This is a genomic window from Clostridium drakei (assembly GCF_000633595.2).
In the GTDB taxonomy this organism is placed as follows: Bacteria; Bacillota; Clostridia; order Clostridiales; family Clostridiaceae; genus Clostridium_AM; species Clostridium_AM drakei.
The window spans coordinates 208,318-224,673 of the sequence record NZ_JIBU02000023.1; the positions used below are offsets into that span (position 1 = coordinate 208,318).

A 16,356-nucleotide genomic window follows, 5' to 3' on the forward strand; every position below is an offset into this window, starting at 1 on the left:
ACACCTTATTTCTAAGATGTTTCTACTAAAACTTTCTACATATTATTTAATGCAAGCCTTACTTTTTTAACTATATGTTCACCTGCCTTATCGAAAAATTCTTCTTCACCTACAGTTAAACCATTAAAATTAATTATTATCTTTACATCTTTCTTATCAGTTTCTTTTTTATCACTATTTATATAACTATCTGCTATATCTAAAAGTTGCTGAGAATGAGAACTATTTTTCTTCAACGGAATTGCTGCTTCTGCATATTGTCCTTCACCAAAAATTGATGCTCTATCTGCTATACCTCCATTAGAATATCCTACATATGATCGTCCTTCGGCTAAAGCACGAATACCTGGAACATTATATACAGTTCCATATCTGGATTTTATATATTGTATTCCTGCTGCAATATTAGATACTGGATCGTATATGTTCGTCATTCCTGGGAGGTGATAATCAGCCATATTTTCACCTGTTAATTGCATAAGCCCACGACTAGGATCACCATGCTGTGCATTATAATCCCATAAATTTATGTCCATTGGATTTCCGCTAGATTCATGTTCAATAATTTCTGATAAAGGTCCAAACCAATCACTAGGAGCTCCTGTTAGTGCCATAGCTGTTGCTATCCACATTTTTAAATTTCCACTTATTGCTCCACCAGCTGATGATGTAATACTTCCTATCCAATTTTCAATAAATCCACTTACATCCTTTGAAGACATACCATTTACAAGTCCTTGCATTAAAAATCCACCCATGTCAAACATAACTTTTGAAGGGGAATGAATTCCAAATCCTGTTTTAAACTGCTGTATAACCTTATCCGTAAGTGTTTTTACAATGCTAATTAAATTATTCGAAGAAGCTTGTACCCCTGTTCCAAGTTCTTGGATAACTTGTTTTCCATAACTATTACTTTCTGTAGATAATTGAGAATATACAGTTTTAACATTAGTACTCATATTAGTTGTTGGATCTGTTACTAATTTTGTATTATTCTTTATACCTGTGCCAAAATTCTTTAGCATATCAACTGAATAAGTATCGAAATCAGAAAGTGGCCCTTTGTCAGGAACACTAAAATGTATTAATTCTCTTACTTTACTAGCCATGAAAGTAACTGCATCAGTAACAGATTTGGTGTTATTTCTTATTCCTTTTGCTAAATTATCAGGAATATCTTTTCCCCATTTATTAGTTTCTGGAATCATTGATTTACTTTGACTTGCTATTGTAGATGAAAAAGTCATATTAGGTAATTGATTATTTTTAGGCTTTACCATATTCATGGATTCTCTATTACTAATTATCTTTGATCCACCTGGAAGCTTCAAAATTTCAGGTCCATTTTCGCCGACCCAAGTTTCTCCACCTTCAAAATAACTTGTTCCCAATGCATTTTTTTTAGTTGGGTCATTATTAAATACTTTACTTAAAGGACTTCCTTCTTTTGAAAATTTAATAATTGCATCTATAGGATGTTGAAAAAACTTTTTTAATTCTTCCCAAGCTTTTTTTAAATCTTCAAATACAAGTTTTAGTTCTTTAACAACTGCTTGCGTTTTTTCTTGTATTCCCCCCCAATTATGCTGCCATGCTTCATATAGTCCAACAACTGCCAAAACTATTAATCCTATAGCCACACCCCACGGATTATCTACAAATATTTTTCCAACAGCACTTAAAGCTTTTACAGCACCTCCAGAAAATTTACTAATAGCTACTCCAAGTATAGGGAATTCCGTTTTAAGTTTATCTACAGTTTTAAATATAGCTAAACCAGCTTGAATACCTTTCGTTCCCCCAAAAATTCCTATGAATAAATTAGCATGAGATGCTGCAAAGCTAACTATTGGCATTAATCCTTTTATTATGTCTCCCATAACTTTTACAAATTGTTTTGCTTCTTTCCAACCTGCTTGAATGTCTTTAACTAATTGTTTAAATGAATTTTTATATTTGTTAAGTTGCTCCGGATTTTTTCCTAAATCATCAAAGAATTTAACAACTTTATCTGCACCTTTACCTGCAAAATCCATTAGATCCTTCTTTAAATTAGCAAATGCTTTTGACTTACTTATTTTATCTAAGGAATTATTTATAGGTATTAAAACCTTACTTATAGCTGGCAAGAATGCTTCTCCTATACTTTTTTCCATACTCTTTAAATTATTTTTAACAATATTCCATTGACCTAATGCTGTTTTGCTTTGATTACTTGCACCACCAGCAAATGCTTTCCCTAAACTACCTTTATCATTTATTTGGGTCTTAAAATAATTGTCAATGCCTCCTGCCTTGCTTATATCATTTTGAGATATATTAACTCCAAAACCATCCATGCTTTTAGTTTCGCCTTTTTTTAAATCTGATAAAGCATTCATAGCATCCATTAAACTTTTTCCAGGGTTTAAAGCTGCCATGTTCTCGCTTAATTTTACTAAATCCATACCTTCTTTAGTATTACCATTAGTTATATTTACAGCTTTTCGACCTGCTGACATAAAGTCAGATGGTAAAAAAGGAGCTTCATTTATTTGTGATTTAAGCTGTGATATATATTCATTGGTCATTTTCTGTATATCTTGAGAACTTGACATTTGATTATTATTTCCTATAATATGCTTCATTACTACTTCTTCTTGTTCTGATTCAGCTGCTGCACCTATAGTATTTTTCCCAATTTTATCTGCTAAATCTTTTAAACTATTCACTTTATCCGTGATATTTTTTATAACTTTACTTACTTCATCCTTAGCCTTAAATACAACTTGAAAAGGTCTACTTACTAAAGACTTAACTTCTTTTCCAATATTTTTTATACTGTTACTTGCTGAATCTTTAGCTGCTATCATAATTTGAATATTCTTTTTAATTTCATTAAGTTGTTTCTTTGTTTCTGATATAGTATTAAGAGGCGCCTCTATTAATATTTGACTTCTCACATTCTTTTTAATTCCATCTAATTGTTTTTTCGTTTCTGCTATATTTTCTAAGGTTTTATTTATATTAACTTCAATTTTAACTTGTACTTTTGTCATACTAATTAAGTTTATACTTTGTTTTGCTTCTTCTACTGTTTTTCTAAAATTATCAGTGTATTGAATGCTTTGTTTAATTGCATTTATATACATACTAGTATCTAACGTCATTTTTGCACTTATTTCTGGCACTTTCTCACCTCCCATCTAAAAAATCTATAAAAATAAGACTATAACTCTTTTAATTTAAATTGATTCTGTTAAAAATACTGGGATTTTATTGCTTCTTATTTCTTTTCTTTCATTATTTTTATCCTCAATTTCTTTCTCATAAAAAGCTCTTAAAAAGATTTTATCCCCCAAACTTAAATTCCAATAGTCTGAGGGAACATTAATCCTTTTCTCTTTCCAGAGACAGTACATCAAATTTACTTCGCTGTCTCTGGTGATGAGTTTTTTATTTCTTTAACTGAATCTTTGCTAAATCCACTTAATTCATTTATTACATTGAATATTGCTGTTATTTCTCCAGGTAAAAATATATTATTTACAGCTTCTGCTGCATTAATTGCACCAAACTGTTCAATAATCTGTTGGTTGTTGAAATCTGGATCTTTTATTCCAGAAACTACATATTTAGCTTGAATATTTTTTTCAGATTCTACTTTTCCATCTGCATTTATTGACACTGCATTTTGAATATCTTCAAATTCATCTGCTGTAATTGATTGAACTGTAACTGAAAAAGGTTCTCCTAGAACCTCTGACAATCTCTTTATTTCTATTTCTTTTGTTGGTCTAACTAATTTTGATTTGTCTAATTTTAATAATAAATCTATCTTACTCATAACTTTCCTCCCAAATTAAAAATGTTATTAAATGATTTTACCCAGCATTTTTTAATGCTGGGTTTCTAAATTATTTTTACAATTATATAACTTTTCCTATTTGACTATGCTTGGATCAATAGTATCTAAAGCTTCCATATCTTCAAAAGTAAAAGGAATGGATTCAGTGCCTAATTTATTAGATGACCAATCTGCTACAGTCAATTCATCAAATTTGACACCACTAAGTTTAACTCTTGAAGTTCCTCCATTTCCTGGGTCACTTATTTTACTAATTAAAGTACAAACCGTTTCTATGCCATCTCTAAGATTATCCATTAAAAGTAATATCATTCTATCACTAACTTTATTTAAGGTCATCGTACCTGAACCATCCCATCCAACAGTCTTATGCTTTTTTGCATTAGTTCCACACATAGGTACTTCAACTTTATTTAATTTAGCTTTAGCTTGAAATGCTGTACATTCTGCAACCTGAGCATCATTTAAAAATAAGGTTCCATAGTTTCCATATATAGTTTTAGTTTCATCATAATATCCTTGTCTATTCATATATTTCACCATCCTTTAAATTGCAATTCCAAATTTAATATTTTCCATAGCATCTAAAATCTTAATTGAAGCAGCTATAAATACTTGATCTTCTGTATTTGCCTCTTTAATCTCATTTTCTGACATTTGATCAACTGTTCTTCCATCTGTTGTTTTATATCCAGAAGTTTTTAAATAAATCTTTTGAGCTGCTGTATCTATAAATACATTACTCTTACCTTTATCTAGTAAACCATCTAACTCAAGTCCATCAAAATAATTGCTGATAGCGCTCATAAGTAAAATTTTATGGTCATAATCATTTTGTACCTTTCCTATATAATTATCTTCTACAGTAGATTTGATATCGTCATGTATTTGATCCATAATATCTATTATTTTTGTTTTCTTAAATATCTTTCCTTTATCTTCAGTAGTTGTAATCAAACTATTTACTGATCTTGCAACCTTAACTTTTCTCCCATCATTCATTAAAATCAATTTTCCAGCGTCAATAGCAGTATCCATATCTGTTTTTGTAAGATGATCACAATCAATTAATTCTGGTAAAGGTGCATAAGTAGCACTTATAGATAATGGTGTTCCTGCAAGTAATCCAGCTATTCTTGCACAATATTCTTTAGCAGTATATGTTTTATTTACTGTCTTAATTGTAGAAGCACAAAAATCAATTATACCTTCATGATCTCCTGCTGTATTGGGAAGCACAACCTTAACCCTTCTATCGTTAAAATCTCTCAATTTTTTTATCCAAGTGGCAAATGCTGTAGTGTCTGCATCGGATATACCAGGTATTGCTAAATAATCCCAACTAATAGTTTCTAAGTAATGCTGAGCTTCTGTATAATCTGCAGCTGTATCAGCTTGAACATAAACAATAACTTGTTTAGGAGGATACTTATATCCTATAAAAGCAAGATTAATTTGTTCTTGGTTATCAGCTGTTAATCCACTTGGAATTTCCTCTGCTCCATTCAAAATCATAGGATTTACTTGAGGTACAGTTTTATCTCTCAATATTAATGCTACTATTCCTCTTGTACCTCTATCAATTGCAGTAGTACCTGTTTCTTTAAAAATTATATTTAATGATGGTAATCCCAACATAATCATCTCCTTTTTTATAATTACTTTTAAATATCTTACTCATGCTTTTTTAACAATTACTCTAAAAATATTTTCTAAATCATTTACCTATCCCCTCCTTAAAATGAAGCTTTCTCATAGGCTTAATATTTTCTTCAGTTTCAACCTCTTCACGAATTGAAACTAAATAATTTAAACTTATTTGAAAATGAAGTACAAAATCAACTATCTCATATTCTATTTTTATTATAGTTAGAACCCTGTCTTTCACTTGTATGCAAAATTTAAAACTTCTTTCCAAACTGTCAGCCATATCATAAAGTTCATCAGTATTTTCTTCTTTAGCAAAATACTGAACATCTACAATTAAAGTAGGATTTTTAGTGAAAAAATTTGTTCTAGTTGTATTTACAGGAATTAACTCAATAAAAAAAGCAGGTGGACTAAACCCCTGTCTTATCTCTTCATCATATACATTTATATTAGAAAACTCCGTACTTAATTTTAGAGTTACAGCATCTTTAATATCTTTAAATGTAATCATAAATCTAACTCCTTAATTGTTCTATCAAGCCATTCTGACAAATGTTCAGGCAGTTCTTTACTAAGCTGCTCTACACCTACTTTAAGCATATGTCTTCCAGGTATAAAAACCATTTTATTATGTGATTTATATTTTTCACCATTTCTAATTTTCTCTAATTTGGACCTATATCCATACTCAATATTTTCTGCATGAGGTGAGTTATTAAATACTTCTATATAGTATCCATTATCATCACTTACTAAATTACCTATCTTCCAGTTATCTATTAAACTTTCTTCTGAAGTACTATGCTTATAATTCACATTTGAAGACTTATTCTTTAAATTTTCTAAAAAACTATTTGAAAGTTCCAAAATTTCTTTTTCTAGTTCTCTAGGAAAATCAACATTTGTAAAATTCATTAAAGCATTTTGAAACTGATATAATTCATCTATCTCAAATCCCATTATGCTTTATCCTTTCTTAGAAGAGGTACTTCTAAATGACTTAAATAAGGAAAAAATTCTCCTGCTTCATACTTTCTCTTTATACCATTTTCAAAAATAATTTCTACATCATCACCTGCAGTTATAGGTGTATCTGTTGAACAGAACATAAGCACATTATATCGAATATTATTAGTGATATCTGTTTGATTTACATTGCTTGTATCTTTCTTTGAAATTGCACATTTAACATTTTCTGCCTTCATACCTGATTTAAATGCTTTAGCTCCATTAAATTTTTTATACTCTATTTGACCATATATTGCAGCTTTATCAAAATAAGTTAACTCTAATATTTCAGCTTCTGTCATATTACCAATCAACCCTTCTAAAAATATTTAATTCGAGAGTATCCTCATCTCCAAAACTTAATAAGGTTCTTTCATCTTTTTGGTCAATTGAATATTCTATCTTGGTATCACCTCTTTCTATGGATTTAATTTTTTTTTCATAGTCTATACTGTTATTGTGTAATCTATGTTGTATTATAGCTATTACTTTATCTTCTATAAATCCTTCTAATTCTTCTGGTAACTTTTTAATATGGCAATAATTAAGTGTCTTTTGGGTAAATTTATTTATATATTGATTAATAATTTTATCCTTGGAATCATCAATTATTCCTAAAGTATTTTTTATATTTTCTAACATAATTAATTCTCCTTAAACTAAGAAATGCTAAACTTTTTACTTCACTTTAGCAATATATATTTGATCAGCATAAGGGAATGATGGTAAACAAGTGGCAACTGCTTTTGTCCACCTAGCTACTGGATCTTTAGTACTATATATTTCAGCCACAATATTTCCAAAGGATTCTATTTTAGTATCACTCTTACCTCTTAGTTCTATTTCTTCTGCAGTGAGTCCATAAATAGTATCACCTAATTTCCCCTCTGGAAGTAATACAAATTTTCCATCTTCAAAATACCTTTTTACTACATACTTTCCATCGTTACCTTGTGTTCTATATTGTGAATCATAGGTTGCTACTTCTGGTAAATCCATAGATGATAATAATTGATTAAGCATATCTTTGGTTAATAATTTATCTGCATTAATCCCAAATACAGCCTTTCTTATTGCCATATTAGTTAAAAGCAAGTTTAATACTGACTTAGAAGTTACAGCTCTAGTAGGAGTACAGCCTACGTTTTGCACTACTTTATCTGTCCAATTATAAATATCCTCTAATATTTTTGCATCTGTACTAGTCCAATCGGTTGTACTTTGCTGTACTTTAGGTGTTCCATAATCTATAGAGGTTTTGACTCCGTTTTCATTTATGTTAAGTTTTCCAGTAGTTATAACCTCCATTCTCATAGCTTCAATTCTAGTTTTAACACTGTTTACCATGTTATCTACATCATTATAAATTTGGTTAATAGCTTGAGTTTCTTCTTGTGTGCTCCTTGGAAAATTTAATTGTATTATTAATTTTTCATCCATTTTAATTTTTCTTTTGATTAATGCTAATTCTTCTACACTATAAGAAATTCCATCTCTTGAACCTATTTCAGTTTCAGTATCAAACCCATGTATACTAGCACTTACAGGTAAGTTATTAGCTCCCTTTATCATTTTAAAATCTAATCCTTCTATTTTTGTTTCTGGAAATAATATATCTCCTAACATTGGTATTTGCTCTCTGTTCTTCACATAATTTAAAATTGCTTGTGGTGAAAATAATTCTTCTACTCTAGTCATTTATAATTCACTCCTATCTAAATTTTATTTCTTTTAATGCAGTTTTTGCTGTATCAGCAGGCTTAACAGGAAGTCTATCTTCTAATACATAACCTTCAACCATTAATGAGCCTGGTTGCGCTCCTTGTGTAACATCTACGCTAGAAAATAATATTCCTGCAGCAGTACTATCATTAACTACTTTTCCATTTCCATCTAGTATACTACCTGCAAAGACTATTTTTCTTCCAAACTCATCAGGTACTATACCTTCATCACTCACTGTAGTAGTAAAATTAACATACTTTTCACTAGCTAAGAACTCAATTTGATTATTAATGTTTATTGTTTTTACATACATATCTTATACCTCCTTCTATTTCCACATATTTTTATATGAATTTTGGACTTTTTTATTTCTCTCTTTTGCTATTTTAACAGCTAAGGAACTTCCTCCTGGCGTACTTGTTCCATCTCCTGGTTTAGGTGTAACTATTTTATTTTCTGCAAATAAATAAGGATCAGATGTTTTTAAATTCTTTAACTGTTCATCCAATCCTATAATAGATTCTCCCTCTAATTTAACTTTTTCAGTATCTATCAAAGCTTTTATTGCTTTGCTATTCTTAGCTCCTGACTTATTTAAAGCCTTTTCTAATGCATAATTAAATTGTATTTCACCTATTTTCTTTTCACTATCCTTTTTTAATTTTTCATAATCTTTTTCATACTTATCAAGCTTATTTTGAAACTCCTCAATAGTCTTATTAGCAATTTTAAGCTCATTTTCTATATCTGTTTTTAAACTATTATATTTTTCTCTAATTATATAGTTAGAACTATCAACCAAATCTACATCTATATACTTACTTTTTATTTCTTCTGGTATTCCCGAATATGCTTTTCCAAGTATTTCATTTAACTTTGGCATTTATAATAACTCCTTTCTTAATTTTTTTAATAATAATTACTATTTCATTATGTTATCAATATAATTAGAATTATTATACTTCGAGTTTTTATATTGATCTAATAATCTTTGTTCCTCTTCTGTTACATCGCTTACCCAAGGATGATGACCAATTATAGTTTTATCACTTACCATACCCTTTGAATTTTGACAATCTTGAATTGTTTCTGTTTCGTTAGTAATCATATTTCTGTTAAAATTCACTTTTGCCTTAGTATAATCAAAATTTCCTTCTCTCTTTATTTTTAAATACTCTGATATAAACCAAAATATATCTTTAAATGCCTTCCTAAGTTTTCTTTCAAAGTTATTACATTTAAGATCTAAACCACTATATAAAAATTTAAGTGATACTCCTGAAGGATTAGCTCCAAATTTGTCTGTATCCATATTTACACATTGCCCAAATTGATAAATATCTTTTTTAAGCCTATCTAAATGTTTCTCTGATGCATCAACATTTAAATTGGAATTAAGTGATTCTACTCCTCCATCACCTTCAACCTTTATTGCCTTATAATATCTTAAATCTTGTATAAATTCTCCAACATCTTGTCCTGCATAATTTTTCAGCACATATATAAGAGATTGCAATTCAGCAATATTATTACTTATATCACTAGTATTTAAATCATAATCATCGATCAAATATTTGACAAATGTTAAATCACTAAGCTCTTTATTATTATTCTTAACTACTATAAATGGAACTCTACCCCATCCATAATGATCTTCATCCTTTAAATAATGGCCTAATGGCTCTGTTGTTTCATTTGCTTCTACATCAGGAATAAGTCTTCCATTATAATCTGTGTAATACATAACGGTTTTATCATCCCAATACTCTACTTTAAGCACATCTTTCTTATTTTTACCTTCATATACAGTAACATAATAGTACCTAATCACTGACTGTAACTTAGAGTGATCTGTATCATCCCATATTGGAACTACTTGTTCACTTGGAATTAATTTAAATCTTAATTTTTCACTATCATCAATATATACCTGCAGATACGAAATTCCTTTATTACTTGCTTCAATTCCAGATTCATTCAAAATATCATCAAAATCCTCATCCAATATTTCATTCACTTTTTTTTGAAATTTATCATTCAAAGAAGTATATACAGGTGATTTACCTAAAAGATAACCAATCTTTTCATCTACTAAAAGTTTCATAAATGCATGGCTTAGCTTATTATTTACTTTAGTATGATCTACAATTTTTTGCTTATTTACATAACAGTATATTTCTCTACAATTTATGTCATTTCTGTTTTCATAATAAGCTTGACCAATTAACATATTTTTTCTTTTACTTGACTTATCAAATTCATCAATAAATTGCTTTATAATTTCTTCAAGACTCATTGCTGATACTTTAGGCTTAAAGTCAAATAACATAGTCTCCACCTCCTTATTTAAATACTGATACACCACAATTTTTATATAAAATTGTATTAACAAAATACCTTATGGCATCCATGGCATGATCCATTATTTTTACAGGTTTATCCTCTCCTCTTTCAATAGACTTTTCATCCCAAATATAAGAAAAAAATTCTTTAAATGTATTTATACACTTATCATTAAACTGTATTATTAAATCATTTAGCGCACTTGAAACATTTCTTATTCCTTCTAGCACATTATTTTTAGCTTGTTTAACTTTAAACTTACCATTTTTCCTTATAACTGCTATAAAAGATGCTGCACTTGGATCTATTACAACTGCTTTTATTTTTCTGTTTCCAACGAAATCAACCAAATCATCATAATATTCATTATCAGTTTTTTGTTTTCCTTTATCTCTACCAGAATAATAGTATTCATCTATTAAATACCACTTATCTAAATATTTACCCCACAATAAAAATACAGTTGCATTTTGAGTACCATAATCACAACTGATATAAAACTCTTTATAATCTCTTATTATTGTTTGTACTTTATGTTTAGATTCATTAAACATATCATAGATTAATCCTTGAGCCTGTACCCATAGACCTAAAATATATCGTTTAAAGAACACTCCACTAAACATGCGTCTAAATCTCTCTTTAACTTTCTCTGACAAACTTAAATTATCATCCATAGTAAAATGCATGTATAATATATTTTTTTCTTTAGCTTTATCTATAAACTCTATTTTAACAAAATGGTAAGGACTACCTGGATTACAATTCATGAAAATTTTAGCACCATCTACTGAGCAGCGTCCTATCATCTGATCTACAAAATTTTGAGGAAATAATGCTACTTCATCAGCTAATGCTCCTGCAGCAGTTAATCCCTGAAGTCTATCTTGTGATTTTTCATTATTAGCATCATACATATAATAAGTATTATCACTTATAGTTATACAATTTTCTGATCTATTATACTCATATTTAATTCCCCAAGAATTTAGTATTTGCTGCATGGGTCCTATTACATTCTTTTTAAGTGTTCCAATTGTTTTACCTGCAAGAATAAAGTTTTCATTATTAAAATGTTTCAATGTCCACCTTACAAAACTGCATAACATGGCTATAGTTTTACCTGATCTAATAGCTCCATCAGCTATTACTATATCTTTATTGGCAAAAGGTGATCCTTTTTCCCAAAAGAATAATAGTTTCTTTTGTTTTATAGAAAACGGCCGAAATTTAAAGCCCTTATTCTGTTTCTTTTTCCTCATTAGCATCATCCTTAAATAAGCTTTTTATCTCACACTCACTCATTGTTGTGGCCTTTATAAATTCATTAATTCCTTCTTTATTGCTATCGTTATTTCCACTATTAACGTTATTAATATCAATCTTTAACTTTTCAATTCTAAGTTTTTGTTCTTCTGTAGCAAGATTACTCCTTAGCAATTCATCATATTGTTTGATCATACTTTCCAAAGTCTTCATAGCTTTTGATTGAGCTTGTAAAAATGCAGCTTGTTTATCCCATGCGAACTGCAGCTCATATTCTTCTTCTAATCCTTCTGATGTATTTCTATTGAATTCTTTTTGCTTCTTAAGTACTTTAGTTAGATCTTCTTGATTTTTCACATTCATAATTTTTTGTGATCTTGCTATAGCTGTATACTGAATTATTATATTTTCCCAAAGCATATCTAACGGATTTTTAACTATAATATCTTGCACTATATCTAATGTCTCCGGTGGAAATATCTTAGAAAAAAAACCGTGTTTTTCAGCATTTTTATTTCCCTTTGGTGCTCCTTTAGCATATTTATCATTTATAGTAATACATTTAATTTTCATTTTTTCTTTTTCTAATACTTTATTTAATTTGTTATTCCATCTATATCTACTTTTCCAAGATCTTATAGTTCCATAAGGTATTTTTAATTTTTGGGCAATATCCAACAATTCCACCTTTCCATTGCTATTTATATACATTTGTTCTGCCCTTATACTGTTAGGACTTCTTTGCTTTGGCATGTCATTTCACCTACTTCAACTGCTTATTTATCCATTTTGCATTATTTTTGCCTTATAGCTCCTCTATGTCTATAATAACTATCATGCTTCATTAAATTTAAAATATCATGAAAAGAAAGTTGTTCTTCTTTAATTTTATTTTTACTTTTTTTAATATTTTTCTTATCTAATTTTTCATGTATATCTGATCGCTGAGACTTTACTATCTTTTTTACATTCACATCTCTCACCTCCTATAAATTAAATAAGCACTAGTGACGTAACACTAGTGCTTTTTGTAAATATAACAAGAACAACTTATTATACTCTTTAATAAATATCTACTACAGCAACCATATTTAAATTTTTTCTATGATACTATTATAACACCGATTTTTTTAAATTTAATGCATACATAATGCGTACCTAATGCATATTTAATGCATATTTTTAATATCTTTTATCTATCCCATTCTTGTCCAATTGCTATGTTTGAAATTATCTTCTGTCTTGTTCTGGTAACAGTGGATTGATCTTTTCCTATTTTCATACCTATTTGCCAATCTTTTAATTGTTCCTTATATTTCATACTTAAAAAATCTAAAATTTGTCTGTCTTCTATATAGTTTATATTATCTTCTATAGTTACATTATCAGCTTCTATATTTCTTAGCTCTTCCTCTAAATCCACCACTTCTTCTTCTTTTCTTGATTTTTCTCTTAATAACTTATCTGTGATCCTTATTAGTGCTTTTTCCGCATAGCTTTCCTCACAACTAGAAGTTTGAACTCTCTCCTCATACGTCATACTTCTTGACTCTTCTGGTATTTCAATATCCACATTTTTTAGTTTATCTTCTATAGATTTTATTTGATTTTTCAGCAAACTTATTTTTCTATTAATACTGCTAACCTTTTTATCCTTGCCATAATAATTGTATAATTTGTTTTCTATATGTTTAAAAGTGCTTTTATCTATCATGTTTTCCTCCTAAAATTATAAATTCTTTTTAATTGAAACCGTATTTAGTAATTTTAAGATTTTTTTCTTCTATAGCTTGTCTTCTTTTATTAAGCATTCTATCACCTCATTTTTAATTATTATTGCTATTTACAAATATATATTACCACTTTAGCGAACTAATATCACAATTCAAAATTACCTGTATACCGAACTTATTCTTTCAATAACCAGAACTTACGTTCTATTTCTTTGATTTTCATAAATTTTTAGTTTACTTTACCGAACCTTGTGTTACAATAAAAGTACGGTAAATAATACCGAATAAAAAATAAAGGTGATTTTTATGACTTTAGGACAAAGGATAAGATCTATAAGAAAAAAACACAAATTATCAATATTAGATTTGAAAAACATTACTGGTCTTTCAAAGTCTACAATAAGTGAAATCGAAAATGATAAAAGTAACCCAACTACTGACACTTTATCTAAAATAGCAAAGGCTTTAAATGTAAATATAGAAGAATTTTTTAGGGAAGATTTAGTGGAGGAACAAATAGATATACCTAAAGAATACTCTGATAAATTTAAGGTTACTAAAAGAGATAAAGATCAATATAAAGAATTTTTAAAAAAAGAAGCTCAAGGATTTTTTATGAATGATGAATTTGATGAAGAAGATAAAAAAGAAATATTGGACATTATGAATGAAATTTTTTGGGAAGCTAAAGCGCTCAATAAAAGAAAACCTAAAAAATAGGCAGGTGACTTATAATGATAAATATACGCGTTAGGGTTAATCACTTAGTAAAAAAATATGGTACTAGAGATCCTGAAAAACTTGCTAAAGAATTAAGCATTATAATTAAAAAGGTGCCCTTTAAATCACAAAAAACAAAAGGATTCTTTAAAAAACAATTTGGCAAAAAATTCATTGTAATAAACTCAAACCTTAGTGAGTTTTTACAAAAAATTGTTTTGGCTCATGAATTAGGCCATGCTACTTTGCATGTGAGTAAATCATCATATTATATCCACGAATTTACTTTATTTCCACGTGGTAAATATGAAAATGCTGCTAATAAATTTGCTGCAGAAATATTAATTAATGAGAATGATATTGACAAGTATTCTCTTAAAACTATGTCTATAAATGAACTAAGTTGTTATTTTGGAGTTCCTGAAAGACTCATTATGTATAAGTTTTTTGAATAAATATTAATTATAGCAAAATCTTATCATCTATCTACATACTCTTGCGATATACAACTCTATGTTTAATTTCTGATAGTAATTTTATTTCCATATCATTATTTCAATGTTTATTTGTATATATAATTAAAATAAGCATTAGTATTTTTACCAATGCTTATTTTAAAACTTATCTCAATTTATTTTTATTGTACTTTTTAATATCACACATTAATCATCTTCTCTTAAAACATTCAAATTTTTTCCTTCCATGACCTTGTTCATGTTTCTAACAGCACACATTTTCCCACACATAGTACATGTATGTTCATCTTCTGGTTTTGATTCTTCCCTATACCTTCTTGCTTTCTCTGGATCTATAGATAAATCAAATATTTTTCCCAATTTAGTTCTCTTCTGGCCTTGCTCATAGCATTATCTAAGTCTCTTGCACCTTTTATTCCCTTTGCAATATCTCCTGCATGAGCTGCAATTTTGGTAGCTATAATTCCTTCTTTCATATCTTCCAAGTTTGGAAGTCTTAAATGCTCTGCTGGAGTTACATAGCATAGGAAATCTGCTCCTGAAGATGCAGCTATTGCTCCTCCTATAGCTGATGTTATATGATCATATCCAGGAGCTATATCTGTAACTAAAGGTCCTAGCACATAAAATGGTGCATTATGACATAATTTCTTTTCTAACTGCATATTTGCTTTTATTTCGTCTAAACTCATATGTCCTGGTCCTTCTATCATAACTTGTACATTTCTCTTCCAAGCTCTTTTTGCAAGTTCTCCTAAAGTCATAAGTTCTTTAATCTGTGAAGCATCTGTAGAATCTTTTATAGCACCTGGCCTGCAAGCATCTCCTAAGCTTATAGTCACATCATATTTTTCACATATATCTAAAACTTTATCAAAATACTCATAAAAAGGATTTTCTTTTCCGTTTAGTTCCATCCATGCATATATCAAGGCTCCTCCTCTAGATACTATGTTCATAAGCCTTTCATTTCTCTTAAAAACTGCTGCAGTTTCTCTATTTATACCTGCATGGATAGTCATAAAATCTACACCATTTTGCGCATGTTTTTCAATTACACCTAAAAGTTCTTCTTCAGTTATATCTTTTAATTCTTTGTCATAGAATCCTACTGCATCATACATAGGTACTGTACCTATCATAGCCGGTGACATTTCAACTAATCTAGTTCTAAATTCTTCAGTTTTTCCAAAGCAGCTTAAATCCATTATGGCTTCTGCTTTCATTTTTAAAGCTACCTTAACTTTTTCCAATTCATCATCTACACAATTACAATCCTTTGAAATTCCTAAATTTACATTTATCTTAGTTTTAAGTCCTTGTCCAACACCTTCTGGATCTAATGCATTATGATTTTTATTAGCTGGTATTACAACTGCTCCCTGTGCAACTAATTCCATTAGCTGCAATGTTTCCATATTTTCTTTAGCAGCTACTATCTTCATTTCTTTTGTAATTATGCCTTTCTTAGCAGCATCCATTTGTGTTGTGTAATTCATTTTAAACATCTCCCTTAACATATTTTTTAAAAACTATGTTAAATAAAAAAGGAGGAGATTATACATCTCCCTCATATCCATCTTTA

Annotated in this window: 18 protein-coding genes and 1 pseudogene; 2 read left to right on the forward strand and 17 right to left on the reverse strand. The window is 28.9% G+C overall.

All coding sequences use genetic code 11. The features are described 5' to 3' along the window. Positions 1 to 35: 35 nt before the first annotated feature. From EG57_RS0212770 to EG57_RS0212845, 16 genes are all read right to left on the reverse strand, one after another. Complete coding sequence (locus tag EG57_RS0212770) at positions 36 to 3,173, reverse strand: transglycosylase SLT domain-containing protein (RefSeq protein WP_032077588.1); 3,138 nt, start codon at positions 3,171 to 3,173, stop codon at positions 36 to 38. Positions 3,174 to 3,409: 236 nt separating this feature from the next. Then, positions 3,410 to 3,829: a phage tail assembly chaperone gene (locus EG57_RS0212775; RefSeq protein WP_032077589.1), complete on the reverse strand. Its 420-nt coding sequence runs from the start codon at positions 3,827 to 3,829 to the stop codon at positions 3,410 to 3,412. A 96-nt stretch (positions 3,830 to 3,925) separates the two neighbouring features. Then, positions 3,926 to 4,381, reverse strand: coding sequence for a phage tail tube protein (locus EG57_RS0212780; RefSeq protein WP_029161568.1), 456 nt, complete (start codon positions 4,379 to 4,381; stop codon positions 3,926 to 3,928). Between the two features lie 15 nt (positions 4,382 to 4,396). Beyond that, on the reverse strand, positions 4,397 to 5,485 hold the full coding sequence (locus EG57_RS0212785) for a phage tail sheath subtilisin-like domain-containing protein (RefSeq protein ID WP_032077826.1): 1,089 nt from the start codon (positions 5,483 to 5,485) through the stop codon (positions 4,397 to 4,399). An 82-nt stretch (positions 5,486 to 5,567) separates the two neighbouring features. Further along, a complete protein-coding gene (locus EG57_RS0212790) occupies positions 5,568 to 6,011 on the reverse strand; it encodes a phage tail terminator family protein (RefSeq protein ID WP_032077590.1) in 444 nt (147 codons plus the stop codon). Beyond that, the gene (locus EG57_RS25460; RefSeq protein ID WP_052037906.1) at positions 6,008 to 6,460 is read right to left on the reverse strand and encodes an HK97 gp10 family phage protein; all 453 of its coding nucleotides are present in this window, start codon (positions 6,458 to 6,460) and stop codon (positions 6,008 to 6,010) included. The genes EG57_RS0212790 and EG57_RS25460 overlap by 4 nt, the downstream gene beginning before the upstream one ends. Beyond that, positions 6,460 to 6,810, reverse strand: a complete 351-nt coding sequence (locus EG57_RS0212800; RefSeq protein WP_052037908.1) for a hypothetical protein — start codon at positions 6,808 to 6,810, stop codon at positions 6,460 to 6,462. Before EG57_RS0212800 ends, EG57_RS25460 begins: the two co-directional genes overlap by 1 nt. Position 6,811: 1 nt before the next feature. Next, complete coding sequence (locus tag EG57_RS0212805; RefSeq protein ID WP_052037910.1) at positions 6,812 to 7,150, reverse strand: phage head-tail connector protein; 339 nt, start codon at positions 7,148 to 7,150, stop codon at positions 6,812 to 6,814. A 36-nt stretch (positions 7,151 to 7,186) separates the two neighbouring features. Further along, a complete protein-coding gene (locus EG57_RS0212810) occupies positions 7,187 to 8,206 on the reverse strand; it encodes a major capsid protein (protein ID WP_032077591.1) in 1,020 nt (339 codons plus the stop codon). Positions 8,207 to 8,219: 13 nt separating this feature from the next. After that, on the reverse strand, positions 8,220 to 8,546 hold the full coding sequence (locus EG57_RS0212815) for a hypothetical protein (protein WP_032077592.1): 327 nt from the start codon (positions 8,544 to 8,546) through the stop codon (positions 8,220 to 8,222). 15 nt (positions 8,547 to 8,561) lie between these two features. Further along, positions 8,562 to 9,116: a phage scaffolding protein gene (locus tag EG57_RS0212820; protein WP_032077593.1), complete on the reverse strand. Its 555-nt coding sequence runs from the start codon at positions 9,114 to 9,116 to the stop codon at positions 8,562 to 8,564. Between the two features lie 39 nt (positions 9,117 to 9,155). Then, entirely contained in the window at positions 9,156 to 10,562 is a 1,407-nt protein-coding gene (locus tag EG57_RS0212825; RefSeq protein WP_032077594.1) for a phage portal protein, read from the reverse strand. A gap of 13 nt (positions 10,563 to 10,575) precedes the next feature. Next, complete coding sequence (locus tag EG57_RS0212830) at positions 10,576 to 11,838, reverse strand: PBSX family phage terminase large subunit (protein ID WP_084572228.1); 1,263 nt, start codon at positions 11,836 to 11,838, stop codon at positions 10,576 to 10,578. Next, positions 11,816 to 12,595, reverse strand: coding sequence for a phage terminase small subunit (terS, locus tag EG57_RS0212835; RefSeq protein WP_032077596.1), 780 nt, complete (start codon positions 12,593 to 12,595; stop codon positions 11,816 to 11,818). The genes EG57_RS0212830 and terS overlap by 23 nt, the downstream gene beginning before the upstream one ends. Positions 12,596 to 12,636: 41 nt before the next feature. Next, complete coding sequence (locus tag EG57_RS0212840) at positions 12,637 to 12,816, reverse strand: hypothetical protein (RefSeq protein ID WP_032077597.1); 180 nt, start codon at positions 12,814 to 12,816, stop codon at positions 12,637 to 12,639. Between the two features lie 218 nt (positions 12,817 to 13,034). Next, on the reverse strand, positions 13,035 to 13,556 hold the full coding sequence (locus tag EG57_RS0212845) for a hypothetical protein (RefSeq protein WP_242859848.1): 522 nt from the start codon (positions 13,554 to 13,556) through the stop codon (positions 13,035 to 13,037). Positions 13,557 to 13,881: 325 nt separating this feature from the next. On the opposite strand from EG57_RS0212845, the gene EG57_RS0212850 reads away from it, so the two are divergent. Then, positions 13,882 to 14,295: a helix-turn-helix domain-containing protein gene (locus tag EG57_RS0212850; protein WP_032077598.1), complete on the forward strand. Its 414-nt coding sequence runs from the start codon at positions 13,882 to 13,884 to the stop codon at positions 14,293 to 14,295. A 14-nt stretch (positions 14,296 to 14,309) separates the two neighbouring features. Further along, positions 14,310 to 14,750 carry an ImmA/IrrE family metallo-endopeptidase gene (locus EG57_RS0212855; protein WP_032077599.1) on the forward strand — a complete coding sequence of 147 codons (441 nt, stop codon included), beginning with the start codon at positions 14,310 to 14,312 and terminating at the stop codon, positions 14,748 to 14,750. Between the two features lie 207 nt (positions 14,751 to 14,957). Here EG57_RS0212855 and thiC read toward each other — a convergent pair. Further along, a pseudogene (thiC, locus tag EG57_RS25180) lies at positions 14,958 to 16,270 on the reverse strand (phosphomethylpyrimidine synthase ThiC). Positions 16,271 to 16,356: the final 86 nt, after the last annotated feature.